This is a genomic window from Candidatus Binatia bacterium (genome assembly GCA_036493895.1).
GTDB lineage: Bacteria > Desulfobacterota > Binatia > UBA1149 > CAITLU01 > DATNBU01.
Genome location: DASXOZ010000007.1, coordinates 1 through 20,010, shown reverse-complemented (window position 1 = coordinate 20,010; position 20,010 = coordinate 1). Strand labels below are relative to the sequence as shown.

The window sequence follows — 20,010 nt, the reverse complement described above, 5'->3', positions numbered from 1 at the left end:
TTCCCCGTTGGCGACGCCGTGCTAATCGCCGGCCATGGCGAAAAACCGCGAAGCCGAACGCCGCCGCGCCGAGCGCCGCGCCGCTGAAGCGGCGGAGGCCGCCATACACGCAAAACCGAAGCCGGCGGGCCAGCAGGCCTCCGCTCCGGTCGCGAGCGCGAAGGCCGGGCCGGCTGTGGCCGCATCCGCGCCCGGCCCGTCGCCGCTGCGCCGCGTCCTTTGTTCTCGCTGGTTTCTGCCCTCGGTGCTCGTCGTCGCAGCGCTGCTGCGGCTGGCGCACGTCCTGGCGCTGTCGAAGACGCCGTTCTTCGAGAACCTCGGCCTGGACTGCCTCGTCTATGACGAGTGGGGGCAGCGCATTGCCGCCGGCGACTGGATGGGCAGCCGCATCTTCTACCAGGATCCGCTGTACCCGTACTTCCTCGGCGTCCTGTACTCGATCTTCGGACGCCACCTGATGCTCGTCTACCTCGTCCAGGTGGCCTTCGGCGTCGGCACCTGCGCGCTGACGGCGCTGCTCGGGCGGCGCATCTTCGGTGTCGCGGCGGGAAACCTGGCCGGGCTGATGGCGGCGCTCTTCCTGCCGTCGATCTTCTACGAAGTGCAGATCGAGAAAACGTTTCTCAGCGTGTTTCTCGTCGCGGCGTTCCTCGTGCTGATGCTCGATCGTCGCGAAAAGATCCGCCTGGCTGCCGGCGCCGTTCTCGCGCTGGCGTGCCTGACGCGCGCGAACCTGATCGTGTTCATCCCGCTGTCGATGGCGCTGCTGCTGTTCGAGAGGGACGGCGAATTCGATTTTCTCCGGATTCCCGACCGTCACGGAATGCGCAATGCCGCGGCGCTCTTTTTCGGCGCCGCGCTGGTGCTTTCTCCGATTGGGCTGCGCAACCACCACGTCGAAGGGCAGTGGGTGCTGACGACGTCGCAGGCCGGGCAGAACTTCTACATCGGCAACAATCCGCTGAACACGAGCGGCAGCTACTTCGTGCCGCCGTCGATCCGCCCCGACCCGCGCTTCGAAGAGACCGACTTCCGCGCCGAGGCCGAGCGCCAGAGCGGCAGGAAGCTGACGCCGTCGCAGGTCTCGGACTTCTGGAGCTCGCTGGCGTGGAAACACATCCACGAGAACCCGACGTTCGCGGAGATGATGTTCCTGAGGAAGTTCATCCTGTTCTGGAACGACTACGAGGTGCCCGACAACCTCAACATGTACCTGCTCGAGCGCTGGTCGTGGGTGCTCGCGCTGCCGCTGCTCGGCATCGGCGTGGTCGCGGCGCTGGCCGTGCTCGGCGCCGCCGTCTCGATCCGCACGAAGACCGAAACGCGCATCCTCGTCGGCTTCGTCGCCGTCTACTGCGCGACGGTCGTCGCGTTCTACGTGTTCTCGCGCTACCGCATCCAGGTGGTGCCGGCGCTGATCGTGCTCGGCGCGTGGGGCGTCCTGTGGCTAGAGGAACAGGTGCGCGCGGCGCGCTGGGAGAACGTCGCAGGCGGTGCGGCCGCGGTGGCCATGTCGGCATTCTTCTGCTTCCAGAGCTTCGACTGGAACGACAAGGATCGCGCGATCGCGATCAGCCTGAACAACCTCGGTGCGCTCTACATGCAGAACGGCCAGAACGACAAGGCGATCGCGACGTACGAGGAAGCGGTCGAGCTGAGCCCGCAAGGTGTCATCGGCGCGATGCGCATCCTCGGCGACTGGTTCCTCAAACACGGCGACGATGCGCGCGCCGAACGGTACATGCGCCAAGTCGTCACCTACAAGCCCGAGAGCCAGATGGGGTGGAACGCGCTCGTCAGTCTCTACTCGAAAGAAAAAGAGCAGGGCGCCGCTGATCCGGCTCTTCCGGACAAGCTCGCCGAAGCGCTGGTTTCGGCGGGACGCGCAGGCGAAGCGCGCCGCGTGGTCGACGAAGCGAAGGCCGAAGGACGAACTCCGTCGGCCGACGTCGTTCGCCGCATCCAGGCAGCGGAAGCCGGTCGGCACTGACGCGAAGGCTCACGGCTGCGCTCGTCCGCGCCGGGCCGTGGCGATCTCAGTGGCCTGGCGGCGGACCGAGGTCGACGACCGGAACGTAAGCCACGCGCGGCTTTGTGCTGCCGGTGGTCGTCGTGCCCGAGACGTAGATCGGCTGCCAGTTTCCGCCGGCGCCGAGGTCAGGCACCGGGGCGCCGGCAGGCGCGAATTGCTGGTCCGCCCACACCTTGGTCACTTCGGCAGAGGTTGCGGAAGGTTGGTCCCGCACGACGACGAAATTGGGGCCGGCACCTTCGAGCGAGAAGACGCCGAAGCCGTCGATGCGCGACGACGTCGGCATCGGTGCGGTCTCCAGCTCCTGCACCGAAGCGGCCGGAACCCAGCCGTAGCGCACGCCGTCGCCGTACGGAGGCCCGTCTTCGGGCAGCATCGGGTTCGGCAGGTCGATGAGGTAGAAACCCGGCACGAGCTGCCCGTAGGAAATGTACTGCTGCCCCTTGGCCAGACGCGCGACGACTGCGCCGCTGGCGACGTCGCGTGACGCAGCCGTCGCTGCCGTGATGCCGATGCGGATGCGCGGCATGAAATCACGCGCATCCAGGTGCGTCTGCAGCGCCCCGGTGTCGATTTCGGGCGTGCGACCCGCGTACGGGTAGTACTTGCGGTAGTACTCCATGCCGAGCTCGGCGCGCGGTACCGGTTCGACCAGGTTGGCCAGCACGTCGAAGTGCAGGTGCACCGGAATGTTGGTCGCACCGCTGCTTCCGGCCAGCGCGATGCGGTCTCCCCGCGTGACGCAGGTGTCGTTCTTCGCGAGGACGTCGCCGAGCTGCGAGTACACGCTGTAGATGCCGTCGCCGTGGCGGATGACGACGAAATTGCCCCAGCCGCCGGCGCAGGTGCCGCTCGGAGGATTGACGACGGGATCGGCCGGCGACGGACAACCGCGGCGAATGGCGACCACCTCGCCGTCGGCGGCCGCGTAGACCGGAGTCTGGTCGGCGGGAATCGAAAGCTGGGACAGAAGGTCGATGCCCGAGTGGTAACCGACCTTGCCTGCGCCGAGAGGAACGGAGCCGTAGCTCGCGTAGTCCTGCAGGATGCGCGGCTGCTCGACGGGCCAGCCGAAGACGGGCGCCGCATTCGGGTCGGTGCACGCTGCGTCGGTCACCGTCAGCGTTGCGTGCCCGCTGTCGTTGCCCGTGTTGGTCTGGCCGGAGGTCGCGGTGGTGTCTGCGGTGACCCATACCTGGTTGGCACCGAGAGGAAGATCGCCGATGGTGGCCGTGCATCGCACGCGCACGCCGGTGCCGGGAAGCAGCGCCGCCGTCGGCTTCGCCGCGCACAGCACCGCATCGGCGTTGCTGACGCTGCTCGTGTTCTGGTTGATGCGGAACGTCGTCACCGACGCGGCCGAGGCGACGTTGCCGACGTTGGCGATCCGCGCGCGCACGAGCACGCTGGTTCCGCTGCGCGCGGTGGAGGGCAGCACGACGACGCGCTTGACCACGAGATCGGGACCGGATGCCGCCGCGACGGTGAAGGCCGTCTTGTTCGTGTCGTTGGTGCGGTTGGTTTGCCCCGCGGTATTGGTCTGGTCGGCCGTGACCCACAGGAACATCGGGCCCGGCGCCTGGCCATTGACGGTCCAAGTGCAGTTGACGTTGCTCGAGACGCCGGTGGCCAGAGACGGAGTGAGCGAATTGCAGACCACCGGATCGGTCGCGAGCACCGCGCTCGAGCTCGCGCTCAGCTGGAAACGAGCCGTGGAGGCTGCCGCGGCCGCTGTGCCCACGTTATGGACCTTCGCGGTTACCGTGACCATCGTGCCGCTGTTGCCCGAAGACGGCGTTGCAGCGACCGAGTCGACGACGAGATCCGGGACCGGAGACGTCAGAACGGTGAACGGCACCGACAGCATGTCGTTGTTGTGGTTGGACTGCCCCGAAACTCCGGTGATGTCGGCGAGTGCCCAGATGAAGTAGCTGCCGCCGGCCAGGCCGCTGAGCGTCGGTTTGCAGTTGACGTTCAGGCTGGCGCCCGGAGCGAGGGCCAGCGTGTCGACGTTGTCGCAAAGCACGAGATCTCCGTCGGAGACGCCGTCGGCGTTCTGATTGACGAGGAAGCGCGTCTCGGTGACCGGAGAATTGGCCTTGCCGTCGTTCTCGACCCGGGCGCTGACGGTGATCAGGGTTCCGTTGGCTGCACTGGTCGGCTTGACGGTGACCTGGGTGACGGCCATGTCCGGCGCCGGCGGCGCAGCGACTTCGTAGTCGGCGCGCGACCTGTCGTTGGTGCGGTCGGCCTGACCGGCCGTGTTCGAGCTGTCGAGGATGACCCAGATGTAGTTCGTACCCGCGGGCCGGTTGTTGAGCGTCGGCTTGCAGGAGACCACCGTCGTGGAGCCGACGGGGATCGCCGGTGTATCGAGGGATCCGCAGATGATCGGGTCGGTTGCTGCAACGTCGTCGGGGTTCTGGTTGATGCGAACCTTCGTCGTCGAATCGAAGGACGGTCCGGTGCCCTGGTTGCGAACGGTAATCGTGATCTGCACCAGCGAGCCGTTCGCGCCGCCGGTCGGGTTGAGCACGATGCTGTCGACCACGATGTCGCTCGCAGCGGCCGATATCGTGATCAGTGCACTCGCCCGGTCGTTGTCGTGGTTGCTCTCGCCCGAGTCGTTGTTGACGTCGGCGATGACCCAGACGTAGTTCGTGCCGGCCGGGCGCCCGCTGATCGTCGACTTGCAATGCACCGTCGCGATCTGCCCGGCCGCGATGCTCGGCGTCGAGACGCTGCCGCAGACCTGGTCGTCCTCCGGAGCGACGCCCGTCGCGTTCTGGTTGATTCGCACCCTGGCGATCGACGCGGCCGCCAGCGACGTGCCCTGGTTCTTGATGACGATCGTGATGTCGGGCGCCTCGCCGTTGGAGACCGAATCCGGGTTGACCGCAATGCTCTGGACGATGAGGTCCGGCACCTGGTCGTTGATCGTGAAGGGCTGGTTGATCTTGTTGTTGTCCTCGTTGCTCTCCGTGACGTCCGGGCCGGCGTCGGCAATTGCCCAGATGTAGTTTGCGCCCGGGGGCCTGGCCATCAGTGCCGGCATACAAGTGACTTCCGCCGTGTCGCCGGCGTTGAGGGCGGGCGTGGCCAGGCTGTTGCAGAGCGCGGTGTCGGTGGGAAGGACGCCGGTCGGATCCGTGTTGATGCGGATGCGGGTCTTGGAGGCGACCGCCGGCGCGTCGCCCTGGTTCCGGATCGTCGCGGTGATCTGAACCGAAGTGCCGTTGGGCCCGCTTCCCGGCGCGACCGAGAGGCTGTCGACAATGAGGTCCGGCAGCGCGGTGGCTGCGTGCGCAGTGGAGCCCGCTGCCGCGCAGCAGACGGCCACGAGAAGGGCGACCGCGGCCTCCACCGGGCGGGAGCGGCGCAACCGGGAAAGGAGCGCCGGCCGCGTTCGATCGCAGGCATTGGAAGCCTTCGGGCCGAGGTGCGGGAGCGGCGCTGCCGGGACCCCGAGGGTCGGCTCGTCGATGGATCCTCTCATGGGGTGGCTCCGGACCGCAGGAGTGTGACAGAAGCAGTCCGGCCGGGGTAGTCGCTTTTTTCGGGGCCGCCGCCGGCCGAGATTCCGCGTTGCCGCCGCAGCGCCGTCGACGAAAATAGCGGCCACGAAAGGGTGGAAGGCGCGCCGGTCGGCGACGGCGGCTGGACAAGCTGCGTTGTCTCAGGCTTCCGGACCCGCAATAAGGGGGGACGTTCGGGCTGGGGCGCCGGCCAGCGCATCGCGTACGGCGCAAGCGCCGCGCCGGGCGCGGGCGGCTCCGGCAAGGCCAACGTGCAGCAGAACACGAGACCGTCTCCGCTCGAACGCTTCCTCGGCACGTTCACCGACATTCGTCCGGGCGAAGGACCGACGGGGCTGGTGCTGTTCGCCAACGTCTTCCTCCTTCTTTGCGCGTACTATTTCGTCAAGCCCCTGCGCGACAGCTGGATCGCCGTCTCGAGCGTGCAGGGACTTTCGACGATGGAGCTCAAGGCCTATTCGAGCTTCGGCCAGAGCCTGCTGCTGGCCGGGCTGGCCAGCCTCGTCGCGAACCTCTCGCACCGTGTGACGCGCAGCAATCTCGTCTCCGGCAGCATCCTGATCAGCATGTCGAACCTCGTCGTGTTCTGGCTGCTCAGGCCCGGGTTTCTCGCGCCGAACGTGCCGTACGCCGGGATCGCCTTCTATCTCTGGGTCGGGATGTTCGGCGTCTTTCTCATCGCCCAGTTCTGGACGATGGCCGCCGACCTCTACGCCGGAGAGCGCGGGACCAGGCTCCTGCCGCTGATCGCGATCGGCGCCACGGCCGGTGCGGCTTTCGGGTCCTGGCTGACGACCGTGCTCGTCAGCGGCGGAATGAGCCCGGCAACGCTGCTGATCCTCGCGAACATCCCGCTGGCCGCTTCGATCGTGCTTTCGCGCCTGGCCTATGTGCGCGGGCCGCTCGGGCGCGGCCGCGTCGATCCGCTGCCGCGGCCGACGGCAGACGACGAACGTACGGGAAGGGCAGGGCGCGGCGCTATCGGCTTCATCTTCACGCACCGCTATCTCGTCACCGTCGCCCTGGTCGCGCTGCTGACGAACTGGGTAAATACCAACGGCGAGAACCTGATGTTCCGCGTGCTGCAGGACACGCTGGCCTCGAAGGCGGCGGCACAGGGGATCACCGACCCCGCGCGAGTCCAGGAACTGGTCGGCAGAGAGACGACGCTGTTCTACAGCAGCCTGTTCACGTACGTGAACGTCATCGCGCTGGTCGCGCAGGCGTTCCTGGCCTCCCGGCTGCTGCGCTACGGCGGCTTCGGCGCGATCATGCTGATGCTGCCGGTGATCTCGCTGATCTCGTATTCGACGATGGCGTTGCTGCCGATCCTGCCGGTCGTGCGGTCGTTGAAGATCGCCGAGAACTCGACCGACTACTCGATCAACAACACGGCGCGCCAGGTGCTGTGGCTGCCGACGAGCTCCGAGACGAAGTACAGGGCCAAGCCGGCGATCGACTCGCTGTTCCTGCGGCTGGGGGACGGCCTTGCCGCGCTGACCGTTGTCGTCGGCGTGCATTTCCTTGACCTGCCGCCGCGGGCGTTCTTTCTGGTGAACGTGGTCCTCGCTGTCGCATGGCTCTTGCTGGCGGTCACCATCGTGCGAGCCTATTCCCGCATGATGTCCGCATCCCCGGAACAGGTTCCCGCCTGAATCGGCCCGCCCGACTGGTGCCGCGCCTGCGGCAGTCCCTGGCAGTCGAGCCCGGAGAGGGGCGGGTGGTCGCCTGGTCGGCCGTCACCCTGTTCCTGATCGAGTGGGGCTCGGTCTCGGTCTCCAACTGCTCCGACACGATGTTCCTCAAGCGGGTCGGCGTAGATTGGCTGCCGCTGGTCTTCCTCGTCAATTCGGTGCTGCTGACCGCGACGACGTTCGTCGCCGGCCGCCTCGCGGTGCGCGCCAACCAGCGGGTGCTGCTCGGCATCACGTTCGCGTCGCTTACGGTCGTCCTGCTCGTGATGTGGACGCTGGTGACGACCGGCGCTCCCGGTGCCGCGACGACGCTGATCCTGGCATCCAAGCAGATCGAGGTCATTGCATCCCTGATGTTCTGGGTCGTCGTCGGCGGGCTGATGACGGGACGCCAGAGCAAGCGCCTGGTTGCGCTGATGACGGCGGGCGGCACCCTCGGCACGATCTTCGGCAGCTTCTCGTCGTCGACGTTCGGCAAATACTTCGGCATTCCGTCGCTGCTGCTGGTTTCGGCCGTCGCGTTCATCGCGGCGGCATTCGCGACGATGCCGCTCGGCCGCAGCGCGAGGAGACCGCGCATCCTGCGTCGTGCCGGCGGCGCGACGATCGAAGCGGCGGATCCGCAGTCGCGGCTTGTCGTCTACTGGCGCGAGAGCGCGCTGTTTCGCGTCCTCGTCTGCACGTCGTTCCTCGCAGGCGTGCTCGGGCCGGTGCTGTACTTCGAGTTTTCACTGGCGGCCGACATGGCCACTCGCTTCCCGGAAGGCGAACAGCGCCTGCTGAGCCTTTACGGGCTGCTGCGCGGATGGATCAACGTCGGCGTGCTGCTGCTCCAGCTCGTCGGCAGCGCCGCGCTGTTTCGCCGCGTCGGCGTGCCGATGGCCTCCGTGTTGTCGCCCGCCGGCTACATGCTCGGCCTCACGGCGATTTCGGCCAAGTTCGGGCTGCCGACCGCGATGCCCGCGATGGTGGGCACCAGCGTCGTCGACCACACGATCTACGAGCCTGCCCAGCGCATCCTGAGCGCGCTGCTGCCGCCGCGCATGCGATCGTCCGCGACCGGAATCGTCCAGGGGCCGGCAAAAAGGGCAGGTGCGGCGCTCGGCAGCCTTCTCGTGCTGCTGATCGTCACGTTCCTCAATCCCTCACACGTGGCCGCGCTGGCGTTCCCGGTCGCGGCCGCATGGACGATGATGACGTGGTGGCTGTGGGTGAACTACCCGAATCTCCTGCTCGATGCCGCCAGCGTGCGTCGCAGCGAGAATGGTGACGGCGAGTCGCTTCAGGCGCTGCTCGATCCGACGACGCTGCGCACGCTGCAGCAGAATCTCGAAGGCGAGGACGTCAATCTGTGCCGGGCGGCGTGCGGCCTTCTCTCGGACGCGCCGTCGGGGATCGCGATCGAGGCGCTGGCGCGGGCGATCGCCAGGGGCACCTCGCAACGACCGCTGCTGCTCGAGGCTTTCGACCGCGTCCTCGCCGGAGCCGGCGCCGACGTGCCGCAGAGCGGCCCCGCCGTCGCAAGCGTCGTGCGGATTCTCACCGATTCTTCCGGCCTCGGGCCCGTCGACCACGGAAAGTTGCTGCAGTACCTCGGGCGCGCGCAGCCCTACCCCAGGCTCGTCGATGCGGTCCGCGATCGTATCCAGGCAGCGCGCAACAGTTCCGCGCATGCCGCGGCTGTGCGCATTGCTGCCGACGTAGCGGCCGCGCGGCTCGGCTTCGACAACGCCTCGATGGACGCTTTCGACGATACCGTCGCCGCGGCGCTCGAAGGCGGAGACCCCGAATGCCGGGTGATCGCGCTGGCCGAGCTTCGCTATGAGCTGATGCGTGGCGACGACGGCGATCCCACGTGGCTGCGTCGCCTCGACCTGCTGCTCGCCAACCTCACCACTTCAGCCCCGGCGAATCCTGCCGACCCGGAGAGGGAGCAGAATGCGTGCGGCTGTCCGCGGGCCGTCGAAGCCCTGGCCGACATCGCGGTCACTCACCAGCAGGCGGTCGCGGCCAAGGCGCAGCAGGCTCTCGACCTGGCCGACGATCCCGATCCTTCCGTGCGCACGGCGGTGCTGCGCCTGATCGGCAATGCCGGATTGTCCGACCACGCGCTGCTGCTCGCGCAGAGGCTCTCGTCTCGCGTGCCTGTCGAGGCACAAGCCGCGCGCCGCGCGCTGGAGACGCTTGGTCCGGTGGCGGTGCACGCGATGCTCCATGCGCTGCGTCACGGAGGCCGTCGCGGGCGTGCCGTCGTGCCTCAGATGCTGAAGGAGATCCGTCCGGACGGTGCGCTTCTGACGATGCTGATCGATCGCGAGATCGACGTCTGCCGCGGGCTGCTGGTCGTGCTCGGTTCTCTCGAGGCCAACGGGATATCGCGGCTGGTGCTGCAACGCCTGCGCGAACGCATCGACGAAAGCTCGCGAGTGGTCCTCGAGCTGCTCGCGGCGCTGCGCGACGACGATCGCATCGCCAGCCTCTGCCGCTCCCTCGGCCGCGCCTGGAACGTACGCGACCGCGCCGTGCTGCTCGAGGCGCTCGAGGCGCTGCTGCCGCCCGCCGAGCGCAACCGCATCCTGCCGCTGCTCGAGGAGCACGGCGTTCAGCGCCTGGCCACCCGCGCCGCCGAGGCCCTCGGCCGGCGCATGCCCTCGCTCGAAGAAGCCGTCGCCCAGGCGCTGGCTTCGCGGGACCCGCTGACCACCTCGCTTCTGGCCGCGACGATAAACAGAGGCCTGCTCACCAGCGTGGCTCCGGCTCTGGACGTGGATGCGGCGTTGCGCGTATTTTCCCCGAAGCGCCGCGTCGCCGTTCATCACGACGCGGTCGTGACCGAAGCACCCGAAGAGGAAATTGCCGAAATGCCGATGCTCAACCCCGTCGAGACGATGCTTCACCTTCGCGCTCTCGACCTGTTCGAGGGGCTTGCCACGGTACAGCTTTCCGAGCTTGCCCGAGTCGTCAGCGAGGTCGTCGTCAAGGACGGCGTGGCGATCGTCACCGAGGGAGAGCTCGACGACAACATGTACTTCATCGTCGAGGGCAACGTGCACATCCTGAGGGACGCCGAGTTGGTCGCCGAGCTCGGTCCCCGCGACTTCTTCGGGGAAATGGCGGCCTTCGACGGCGAGACGCGCTCGGCAACGGCAACGGCTGTCGGCGAGGTGCGCCTGCTGAGCCTTGCCCGCATCGATCTGTTCGAAGTGATGGAGGACCAGCCTGCCATCGGCATCGGCATCTGCCAGACGCTGGCCAAGCGCTTGCGCAACATGCTGAGCGAGCGCTCGCACGAGACGCCGCGTGGGTCGTCGGGTGCTCCGGGAGGCTACGTCGAGCCGCCGCACGAGCCGGCCAAGACTCCTCCCGAGTAAAAGCCGTCAGTGCACGGCGAGCTTGCCGCTGTCGACTTCGCGCAACAGCTCGACGCGCCGTCCTTCGGCCTTGCGGATCTCTTTCGCCGTAAGGCCGAACTGGATGTGACCGCCGGCCGCGCGGGCTCCCTTGTCGGGATCGAGGTTGCGGCCGGGCTCGACGTCCTGGTACACGCCGCTCTGGTCGATCGCCAGCTCGGCGACGATGCCGAGCCTCGCTTCGTCCGCCGCCGTCACGCGTCGCAGGCGGTCGACGGTTTCGCGCCGCACCCACGGCACGCGCATCTTGTTCCAGTTGGGCACCAGGAAGTTCCACGGAAACGGCTGGAACGAGATGCCGTTGTCGATTGCGTAGACGCGGGGGTCGCCTGCGACCGTCGACAGCAGGAAGTTGCCGGCTCGTCCGTCGCGGTGGTCGACGAGGTACGTCAGAACGTTGAAATCCGAAAGGTAGCGCGCGTAGAGCGGATCGGAGGCGAATCGTTTGTGGTCGTAGAAGTCCTTGGGCGCGGTGACGTCGCTCAGCCAGGCCGCGAAGACTCCGACCTCGCAGTTGCCGCCTGCCAGCGTCGGCTCTGCACCCGGGCGCACGGCCTTGTAGCTCTGCATCGGAATGCTGCGCGCCACCGTGGTCGGCACTGCAAAATTGTCGTCGTCGAGAAACCAGCGCTGGATCTCGTAGGTGGCGATTTCCTTGCGCGGGCAGTTGTTCCACCCGTCCATCTTCTTCTCCGGCACGGCCTTCCACTTCGTCTTGATCTTCGTGCCGTCGTCGAACTGCAGCGTCATCTTGGAAGCCCCGGTGACGCCGCCACCCGCGCTTTCGGACTTGACGATCGTGAAGTTGTCGTGGGAAAGGCGTTTCTCGAGATCCTTGGCCGGAAGCGGCCAGTTGCGAGGAAGTCCGTCGGCGTTTGCCGCGCCGGCCAGCGCAATCGCCGCGACCAGGCCGGCTGCGGCCAGCAGCGTTTTCGTGTTCACGTAGGTCCTCCGTTGGGCGCTGCGCCCGCGCCGAAAATATGCTCGGCGGTGCGGCGCGTGAGCTGGGCGATGGCCTCCCCGCGATACGGCGGAGAGGACTCGGTGAAGACGGCGATCACGAACTCTTTTCCCGACGCGTCTCGAACGATGCCCGCGTCGGAATAGATCGGTCCCCAGGTTCCACTCTTCGAATATGCCTCGGCACCGGGGATGGCCGCTGCACCGCCGGCAATGCGGTGGACCAGGTGCGGCTGCTCGCGCACATCGCGCTTCATGCGCTGGCGCACCGTGGCGGAGTCCGTCGCAGTGAGCGCCCTGTCGGTCGCGAGCAGGGCGAGCAGTCGTGCGGTTCCGCTTGCCGTCATGGCCTGGCGGTTCGGGAACTCGTCTCCGCCTGTAGCGCGCCCGCTGCCCAGCGGCCGCGATGGGGCTTCGAGGCCTCCTTTTACGCTGCGGTCGCGCAGGAACTGGCGGTCACGGCCGAAAAGATCGCCGTCGCCGTCGTAGGTCGGACTGACGGCATGAAGGTCGTGGATCCCGAGCGTCTGCAGCCAGCGCTCGACCTCGAGGCGGCGATCGCGGAATTGCGCATACGCCGCGGCGTCGAGCTCGGGTCCCGGCTCGGTGTCCGTCAGTCTCGCGAACACTTTCTGGGTCGCGCCGTTGCTGCTCTCGCGAATCATCTGGGACAGCTCGGTATCCAGCTCCGGGTCGATGGTCAGCCGTCCCCGTTCCTGCCACGCGTATGCTGCCATCAGGTAGACGAACTTTACAGTGCTCGCCGGGTAGACCTTCTCGTCGCCGCGCACCTGGGCAAGAAGCGGGACAGCGCCTGTGAGGTCGATCACCGCGACGCGGGGCCGGGCCCTTCGCAGCGCCGGGTCGGTGTTCTCCAGATCGGCGACGGCGTGATCGAGAAAGGCCTGGAGCGCCGGCGCCGGGCGGATGGATTCGACGTAAGCACGGGCTGCGGCGGGATCCGGAGGCTGTCGCGGTCCCGAGCCGGCCGTCGCAGGTGCGCCCGGGAGTGTAGCGGCGAGCGCCGGGGTGTAAAGAGCGAGGGCGAGAGGAAGCCCTGCGCAGGTGCGCCCGCATCGGCGTCTCATCCGGGCCGACTAGCGCCAGGGCTGGCGCCTTGCAACAACGAGCGCCGACGGCGACGCCGACTTCTTCGAGCGGTGAAATCGCGCTATCGGGTAAAGGACGCTCCGCCGGGCGGGGCAGCGGGCGCGGTGGTCGCACCCGCCAGCGCGCGGCGGAAGGCGCAGGCGCGCCAACGGAGATGCACCAGAGCGATGTACCGCATGAGACCGATTTCCCCGAAGCTCTTCTTCCTCCTGCTGACAGTGCCGATCGCGCTTGCCGGTGCGGCTCCGGCGAGGGCCATGCGCCCGCCCGAGCTTCCTGCCGCCGAGGCGGCAGCCCTCAAGCGCGACTTCCAGGCTTCGTTGTCCAAGCTGAAGGGGCCTTACTCGGAGAATTTCTGCGTCTGCAAAAACGGCGACAAGCGACCCGTTCGCGACGCAGCCGGCAGAATCACGAGCCCTTGCGGGCACGACGAGGTGTTCTGTGCGGCGTTTCGTGCGCCGCTGGCCGAATCGCTGTCCCAGCACCGCGTCTGGATCGCGAACATCTTCTCGCGCGACCTGTGGCTGTGGCCGCAGATCTCCGATCACCGCGACCTCGTGTGCGGCTACATCCTCGAAAAGTATTTCGTCGAGACCAACCCCGCGAACAAGCTGGCCGAGCTGAAGGCTTTCGGCGGGCTCTCCGGAGCCGAGTACGAAACCGGGGCGGCGCCTCAGTTCTTCGAGAAATTCCTGGCCGAGCCCGGCTTCGACGACAGCCGCGACTTCCCGCTCGCCTACGAATTGCAGCGTCGCTATTTCCTGCGCGACGACCTCGGCCAGGTGCAGAAGGTGCGCGCGATGTCGGTGCGAGTCCAGGATATGGACGCGAAGTTCAAGCCGCTTCGTGACGCTATTCACAACCAGCTTTCGGCAGGCCTCGTCCCGCAGGTCGCCGCGTACCGCGACAAGCTTCCGCAGGGCGCCGAGCGGACGCAGATCGAGCAGGTCATCGTCGAGCTGAGCCGCCTGACGCGTCTCGACGAGCAGACGCTGAAAGAACAGCTCGCGGCGCTGTCGGATGCCAAGCTGAAAGCCGATTTTACGGCCAAGCTTCCGGCGCCGGACGGCGATCCGGTCGCGGCAATGGCCGCGCTCGGGGCGTTCATGCGCGACGCGCGACGCGCGGTGGCGGCAAAATCGGTGACGATCCCCGACGCGCGCCGCCTGATCGACCTCGACATCACCGCAGCGGCGGTCATGCAGGCGCGAGGCAACGCGCTGCTGGCCGACCAGGCAAAGCTCACCGCCAGGCAGAGCCTGCAGCTCCTTTCCGCGCTCACCGATGCCGCGTACGGTTGCGGACTGCTCGTGCATCGCGAGCACGAAGCGGCCCAGAAGGTGCTCGCGAAGATGCTCGCCGATGCGAGCCCGACTCGCGAAGAGTTCGCGCGCAACCTGCGCCTGGCCGGTCGCATCGTCGAATGGGCCCAGGTCAATGCGACGCTGCCGTATGCGCAGGTGTGGGCGCAGTGGACATTGCTGATGCCCCAGATTGCCGGCATCGGCGACGACGTTTTGCGCAGCAGCCCGCTGCTGCTTTACGCGAAGGTCTACGGCCGCCTCGACACCTTCGCGAGCGGCGCCGGGGTGCGGCACCACGACCTGTTCGGCACCGACGTCACCAACGACGTGCGCGTGCTCAATCCCGGTCTGGCCGTGGGGAAGCTTCGCTTCACGCCGAAAGACGACGCTTACCAGCGCAACGAGATCGTCGCGCTCAACGAGACTCCCGCCGACCTCGAACCCGCGGCCGGCATCCTGACCGAAGGCGAGGGCAACGTGCTCTCGCACGTGCAGCTTCTTGCCCGCTCCCTCGGCATTCCCAACGTCGTGCTCGGCCCCGACGCGTTCGCGCTGATGAAACCCCACGACGGCGAGACGACGTTCATGGTGGCCACACCCGGTGGCCGCGTGATCATCAAGCCGAAGGCGCAGATGACGGAAGTCGAAAACGCTGCGTGGTCCGACTACACGGGCAACGACACGCGAAAGAGCGAGATCAGCGGCTTCGGCGCCGGGCTGGCCAAGCTGCACATCGACACCGCCAAGGTCGATCTCACCAAGCGGCTGCCGATCGACCTCAACGACATCCGCCGCAGCGACTCGGGCCGCATCTGCGGGCCGAAAGCTGCGTTCCTCGGCGAGCTCAAGCACTTGTTCCCGGACAAGGTCGCGCGCGGCATCGTCGTGCCTTTCGGTGCCTATCGCGACCACTACCTGCGCATTCCGGTCGCGGTGCCCGACTCGCTGAAGAACGCCGGTATCGCGACGCCGGGAGGACATCTGTCGGAGTACGTCGAGACGACCTTCCATCAGTTCTTCGACCAGATGCTCCCGGCGGCCAAGGATCCGAAGTCCCTCTCCACGTGGATTTCGCCGCGCCTGGACGTGATCCGCTACTCGATCGAGGCAGCGCCGCTGTCGCCCGAGCTGCGCGCGGCGATCCGCGATGGTCTCGACAAGGACGGCCTGCTCAAGGGGCCGAACAAGACCGACACGGTGGGCTGCTTCGTGCGCAGCGACACCAACGTCGAGGACCTCGACAGCTTCAACGGCGCCGGCCTGAACCTGACCGTCTTCAACATGGGATCGCTCGAGGACATCTACACGGCGCTCAAGCAGGTGTGGGCTTCCCCGTTCGAGCTGCGCTCGTTCTCGTGGCGGCAGTCGCTGATCGACGAGCCGCTGTGGGTGCTGCCGTCGGTCGTGATCCTGGAGTCCGTGCCGAACGACAAATCCGGAGTGCTGGTCACCTGCGACGTCGAGACCGGTGACCGCAGCAAGATGATCGTCGCCACTTCCGAGGGCCCCGGCGGCGCCGTCGACGGCACTTCGGCCGAGACGCTGCGCTGGTCGCCCGACGGCGTCGACCTCCTGACGCTCTACAAGTCGCCGTGGAAGAACGCGCTGATTCCCGGCGGCGGAAGCCGCATCGTCCCGTCGAGCGGGAGGGACGAAGTGCTTGCGCCCAAAGAGCTCGACGACATCATCGCCGCCGGCAAGGCCATCGACGCCCAGCTCACGCCTGCCCGCGATTCGATGGGCAGGCCGCGCGCCTGGGACATCGAGTTCGGCTTCCACGACGGCCATCTCTGGCTCTTCCAGTCGAGGCCGTTCATCGGCAACGAGAGCGTGAAGAACGTGCCCGCGCTGGCCGTGCTCGACGGTCCCGGCGGCAAGGCGGCAGGTGGCAAGGACGAGCTGTCGCTCAAGACGGTGCTGCAGTGACGCGGCGCTGGTCGACTCTTCTCGTCGCGGCGTTGCTGCTGGCATCGCCGTGCACCGCGCCTGCTGCGATGCAGGCCTCCGATACGACGTGGGACGGGAGCAGTCCGCCCGACGGCGTCTACTTCCACTGGTACGAGCCGTCGTTTTATACGGGCTTTGCGCCGCGCACCCAGGATCCGACGCGGGTTCACATCGAGCTCGGTCGTGGCAACCAGGTCCGGATCACTGTCGTGCTGGGAGATGCGGAGCTGGACAACTACCTCGGCGATCTCGACACACGCCACCGCACCTACCAGGAGCTGATCGACAGCAAGGCCATGACGCTGACGACGAACAAGGGCTACGAGCGCTTCGTCAAAGGGCTCGAAGAGCAGGGTGTCGGCGCTGCGGTCGTCGCCAGATCGACGATGGATGCCCAAGCGTGGCGCCGCAAGGCGGCCGACGTCATGACGGCGCTCAATCCGGAGCGCGTGTTCGCGATTCACATCCCGGTGGTGGCGCTCGCAACGAAATGGCACGCCGTGCTGACGTCGACCGATGCATCGCCGGCATCACGGCTCGGTGCGGCCAATGCTGCGCTTGCCGGCCGCATCAACCTCACGGAGCTCTCGCCGCCGGTCGCCGCGGCGCTCGACCGCGCCGTCGCCGCGGCCAAGGGCGGCGCAGCGGATTCCCCGGCGTTGCGCACGGAAACCGAATCGTTCATCGCGGCAGCCAGCGGCGGCCATTATCGCGCCGGCGGCGGCTTCATCGACGCGCTCGAGTTCTCGGCGATCTATCCCGCCGGCACCGTCGACGGGACGACGACGTACAACGGCGAGACTCTTCCGGATTTCGGCGTCACCGGAGTCTGGCCGCTGATGCGCCGCGAGCACGGGCGCGGGCAGCTCGGCATGGTCGATTACCTGTCGAACAACCCCGGCTACGGGTTCATTCCGCTGCTCGCGTACCAGTACGCCGGCGGCATCACGTACAACGCCTTCCACAACGCCGGCGTGCGCTGCGAGCTCGGCCAGACGCCGTTTCTTCCGGCAGCGTGGCGAAAAGCCACCAGCGAGCGCGACGGCAAGCCGATGCAGAACCTGTGGATCGTCGGCCGCGGGCCCACCTCCCACGGCTGCACGAGGCTTCCGTCGGGCCACATGAGCGAGCTGAGGCAGATCGTGCCGAGCGAGTCCGACACGCTGACGAAGGTGCCCACTTTCCGGAACCTGCCCGGCTGCTACGACGTCTTCGACCTTCGCGGCGACGGCAACGCCGAGGTCATGGGCGTGCAGTACTACCTCTCGTACAAGAGCAACGAGCACACGCCGGTGCGCTCGTCGGCATCCAACCATCGCGAGCCGTTCTACGCGTGGCTCTACGGAACCAACATCGAGATGGGACCGGTCGGGAAGGCCAGGATCAAGAGCGTGCCCATCTGCCGTTTCAACGGCCGAAAGGCAGAAGAGCGGGGCCAGCTGAAGGACGTGCCGCTGCACGAGGCGCGCTTCGAGCCCGAAGCGATCCAGTTCTACACGACCAAGCCTGCAGCCTTCGACAGCGATGCCGGCTTCAGCTTCAACCGCGAGTTGAGAAAGGTCGGTGCCGGTCACACGACCGATCGCAAGGTGCTCTTCCTGAAGTGAGGCGGCGAGCGTTCGTCAGGGGGCGCCGCGGCGGGACGCGGACCTGGCGACTTCGTCGAAGGAAAAATCGAGCACCGGGTATTCCTGCCAACCCCGGTAGTCGAAGTGCCACCATTCGTTCTCGTAGACGCTGAATCCTTCGGCTTCCATGATCGCGCGCAACCGGTCACGCGCGGCACGCTCGGCTGCGCTTCCTTCCGCGTACGAAGGGTGGGCCTTTTCGCTGAAATCGTCGTAGGCGCTCGGCATCTTCACTTCGGCGCCCGTGTGCAAGTCGAACAGCGTGAGGTCGACGGCGCAGCCGCGGTTGTGGCGTGAACCCTGCAACGGGTCGGCGAGGTACGCGCGGTGCATCGGGTAGTTGTCCCAGAACATCCGCGTCACCGACCACGGCCGGTACGCATCGAGCACGAGAAGCCCGAAGCCTTCCTTGCGCGCGCGGTCGTTGGCGCGCCGGAGCGCTTCGGCTGCAGGTTTTTCGAGGAACGCGCGAGCGCTCGTATACACGGGCCGACCCGTGAAGTTGCCTGCGCCGGCGTAGCGGATGTCGAAGCGAAGGCGAGGGTCCACGGACGCAAGGTCGACGAGATCGGCGGTGCGGGTGCCGCCGATCCCCGCGGGCATGGCTGGAGGATCGGCGCGCAGCACGGTCGGTCTGCCCTGAGCGCCCATGAACACGACGAGGATGCGAACCGGCTCGGCGGCGAGGTTGGTCGCGTCGTGCGCGACGTGCATCGCCTCCATCAGGCTGTCGCCGGGTCCGAGCACCCGGCGCCCGAGTTTGCTCTCGTACTCGACCTCGAGGTGTCCCGACAGCACGTAGCCGAAGGTTGGCACCCCGTGCCGGTGCCACCCCGTCGTCTGGCCCGGCAGGATCGTCACGATCTGTGATGTGACCTGGGGAAGGGCACTCTTCGGATAGGCCAGCGCTTCGCCGGCAATCGTCTGTCCGGTATCGAGCACTCGCGTTGCAACGGGAAGGCCCGCCTGCGCAGCGCTCGAAACCGGCGCGGCAGGCGCCGGCCCTTGCGTCGGGGTTGCTTCGGCTGCGACGGAAGACGTCGCTGCGGCGTTGCCGGCCGGCACTTCGCGGTGCGCGGCGCAGGCAAGCGCCGTCATCGCGACCGAGCAGGCGACGAGCGGTGCGAAGGCCGCGCGTGCAATGCGCCCGGCGCCGTGCTGATCTGCAGCGCGGAGGATGCTGCGGCAATGTGGCAATTCGAACATCACTCGATGCCGTTGCTCCCGTGGCGACTGTTCCTGCGCCGCCTGGCCACCAGCGCCGCGGTCGGCTTCGGAATGATCGTCGCTTCTCTTGCGGTGGGGATGGCCGGGTACCACTTCTTCGAGGGGCTCGGGGCGGTCGACTCCTTCACCAACGCGGCCATGATCCTGTCGGGAATGGGTCCCCTGCTCCAGCCCCAGAGCACGGGCGGGAAGATTTTTGCAGGCCTGTACGCGCTCTACAGCGGCCTGGCCGTGCTCGTGATCGCCGGCGTCGCGTTCGCGCCGCTCATCCACCGTTTCCTGCACAGGATGCACGCCGTGGACGCAGGCGAGCAAGACGAGCCTGCACCGATTCGCGGGCAGAACAGGCCTCCCTTATAGTCGGTCTCGCCGCGAAGGCGTGTTGTCATGATGGTGGAGGAGCACACGTTTTCCGACGGCTCCGGCCGGATCCCGGATCCGTCGCTGGTGACGTACACGCACATCATCTACGCGCTGCACACGCTGTCGGTGCTGATCGGCGTCACCGGTGCGGCCACGGTCGTCGGCAGCTTCGTGTTCGGTCTCCCGTCGATCGTTGCGGTGATCATGAACTATGCGCGGCAGCCCGACGTCGAGGGCACGTGGCTGCAGGGGCATTTTCGCTGGCAGATCCGCACGTTCTGGTACGCGCTGCTGTGGATGCTCGTCGCCGCCGCGCTGTCGCTGCCGCTCGTGCTCGTGTTCGGACTCGGCATCGTCACGTTTTTCCTGGCGGCGGCGCTCGTCGGGATCTGGGTGATCTATCGCGTGCTTCGCGGCTGGTTCGCGCTGCGGGCCAGCCACGAGCCCTAGGCGCGACGCGCACCTCGCGTCGCGCGCAAACGAAAAAGGCCGCCCTCTCGGGCGGCCTTTTCGCATCGGCTCGAATCGGCTGGGGCCGACTACATCCGGCAACTACATCCGATTGGAATCGTAACCCGCAGCCGCCATCGCGCGGCCGAGCGAATCGCGGAATTCGTCACCGAGCTGGTTGCTGGTTTCGGCCTGGGCTCCGCATCCGGTGCGCGAAGGCGTCACGCAGGCCTCACCCTCGGTTGCCGGCTGGGAGTCCTTGTTCTGCTGGTTCGGCTCGGTCGTCACGGCAGGGACCGCGGCCGGCGCAGCCTGCACCGGGGCAGCGCCCTGGCGCAGCGCCGGGTTC

At 67.4% G+C, this 20,010-nt stretch carries 12 protein-coding genes; 7 read left to right on the top strand and 5 right to left on the bottom strand.

Annotation, left to right across the window (positions count from 1 at the left end):
- Positions 1 to 34 precede the first annotated feature (34 nt).
- Positions 35 to 1,990 carry a glycosyltransferase family 39 protein gene (locus tag VGK20_00730; GenBank protein HEY2772550.1) on the top strand — a complete coding sequence of 652 codons (1,956 nt, stop codon included), beginning with the start codon at positions 35 to 37 and terminating at the stop codon, positions 1,988 to 1,990.
- Between the two features lie 46 nt (positions 1,991 to 2,036).
- Here VGK20_00730 and VGK20_00725 read toward each other — a convergent pair whose 3' ends face one another.
- Complete coding sequence (locus VGK20_00725; protein HEY2772549.1) at positions 2,037 to 5,528, bottom strand: CARDB domain-containing protein; 3,492 nt, start codon at positions 5,526 to 5,528, stop codon at positions 2,037 to 2,039.
- 132 nt (positions 5,529 to 5,660) lie between these two features.
- On the opposite strand from VGK20_00725, the gene VGK20_00720 reads away from it, so the two are divergent.
- Both VGK20_00720 and VGK20_00715 read left to right on the top strand, forming a co-directional pair.
- Positions 5,661 to 7,223, top strand: coding sequence for a hypothetical protein (locus tag VGK20_00720; GenBank protein ID HEY2772548.1), 1,563 nt, complete (start codon positions 5,661 to 5,663; stop codon positions 7,221 to 7,223).
- A gap of 65 nt (positions 7,224 to 7,288) precedes the next feature.
- Positions 7,289 to 10,633 carry a cyclic nucleotide-binding domain-containing protein gene (locus VGK20_00715; GenBank protein ID HEY2772547.1) on the top strand — a complete coding sequence of 1,115 codons (3,345 nt, stop codon included), beginning with the start codon at positions 7,289 to 7,291 and terminating at the stop codon, positions 10,631 to 10,633.
- A gap of 6 nt (positions 10,634 to 10,639) precedes the next feature.
- Here the strand turns inward: VGK20_00715 and VGK20_00710 are convergent, their stop codons facing one another.
- Positions 10,640 to 11,614, bottom strand: coding sequence for a hypothetical protein (locus tag VGK20_00710; protein HEY2772546.1), 975 nt, complete (start codon positions 11,612 to 11,614; stop codon positions 10,640 to 10,642).
- Complete coding sequence (locus VGK20_00705; protein ID HEY2772545.1) at positions 11,611 to 12,720, bottom strand: serine hydrolase; 1,110 nt, start codon at positions 12,718 to 12,720, stop codon at positions 11,611 to 11,613. The genes VGK20_00710 and VGK20_00705 overlap by 4 nt, the downstream gene beginning before the upstream one ends.
- 198 nt (positions 12,721 to 12,918) lie before the next feature.
- Between VGK20_00705 and VGK20_00700 the strand changes: the two genes are divergently transcribed.
- Together VGK20_00700 and VGK20_00695 are read left to right on the top strand one after the other, a co-directional pair.
- Positions 12,919 to 15,972, top strand: a complete 3,054-nt coding sequence (locus VGK20_00700) for a PEP/pyruvate-binding domain-containing protein (GenBank protein ID HEY2772544.1) — start codon at positions 12,919 to 12,921, stop codon at positions 15,970 to 15,972.
- Positions 15,969 to 17,600 carry a hypothetical protein gene (locus VGK20_00695; GenBank protein HEY2772543.1) on the top strand — a complete coding sequence of 544 codons (1,632 nt, stop codon included), beginning with the start codon at positions 15,969 to 15,971 and terminating at the stop codon, positions 17,598 to 17,600. Before VGK20_00700 ends, VGK20_00695 begins: the two co-directional genes overlap by 4 nt.
- Before the next feature lie 15 nt (positions 17,601 to 17,615).
- Here the strand turns inward: VGK20_00695 and VGK20_00690 are convergent, their stop codons facing one another.
- On the bottom strand, positions 17,616 to 18,827 hold the full coding sequence (locus VGK20_00690) for a M15 family metallopeptidase (GenBank protein HEY2772542.1): 1,212 nt from the start codon (positions 18,825 to 18,827) through the stop codon (positions 17,616 to 17,618).
- Here VGK20_00690 and VGK20_00685 point away from each other — a divergent pair.
- Entirely contained in the window at positions 18,810 to 19,208 is a 399-nt protein-coding gene (locus VGK20_00685; GenBank protein ID HEY2772541.1) for a hypothetical protein, read from the top strand. The genes VGK20_00690 and VGK20_00685 overlap by 18 nt on opposite strands.
- 27 nt (positions 19,209 to 19,235) lie before the next feature.
- Positions 19,236 to 19,661, top strand: a complete 426-nt coding sequence (locus VGK20_00680) for a hypothetical protein (protein HEY2772540.1) — start codon at positions 19,236 to 19,238, stop codon at positions 19,659 to 19,661.
- 102 nt (positions 19,662 to 19,763) lie between these two features.
- On the opposite strand, the gene VGK20_00675 is transcribed toward VGK20_00680, so the two are convergent.
- The coding region (locus VGK20_00675) for a hypothetical protein (protein ID HEY2772539.1) at positions 19,764 to 20,010 on the bottom strand (247 nt) is incomplete at its 5' end.

Excerpts from the sequence above, each read along its gene's own strand:
- VGK20_00705 (HEY2772545.1), bottom strand. The coding sequence starts at position 12,720 with ATGAGACGCCGATGCGGGCGCACCTGCGCAGGGCTTCCTCTCGCCCTC.
- VGK20_00690 (HEY2772542.1), bottom strand. The coding sequence starts at position 18,827 with ATGTTCGAATTGCCACATTGCCGCAGCATCCTCCGCGCTGCAGATCAG.
- VGK20_00725 (HEY2772549.1), bottom strand. The coding sequence starts at position 5,528 with ATGAGAGGATCCATCGACGAGCCGACCCTCGGGGTCCCGGCAGCGCCG.
- VGK20_00730 (HEY2772550.1), top strand. The coding sequence starts at position 35 with ATGGCGAAAAACCGCGAAGCCGAACGCCGCCGCGCCGAGCGCCGCGCC.
- VGK20_00700 (HEY2772544.1), top strand. The coding sequence starts at position 12,919 with ATGAGACCGATTTCCCCGAAGCTCTTCTTCCTCCTGCTGACAGTGCCG.
- VGK20_00685 (HEY2772541.1), top strand. The coding sequence starts at position 18,810 with ATGTGGCAATTCGAACATCACTCGATGCCGTTGCTCCCGTGGCGACTG.
- VGK20_00680 (HEY2772540.1), top strand. The coding sequence starts at position 19,236 with ATGATGGTGGAGGAGCACACGTTTTCCGACGGCTCCGGCCGGATCCCG.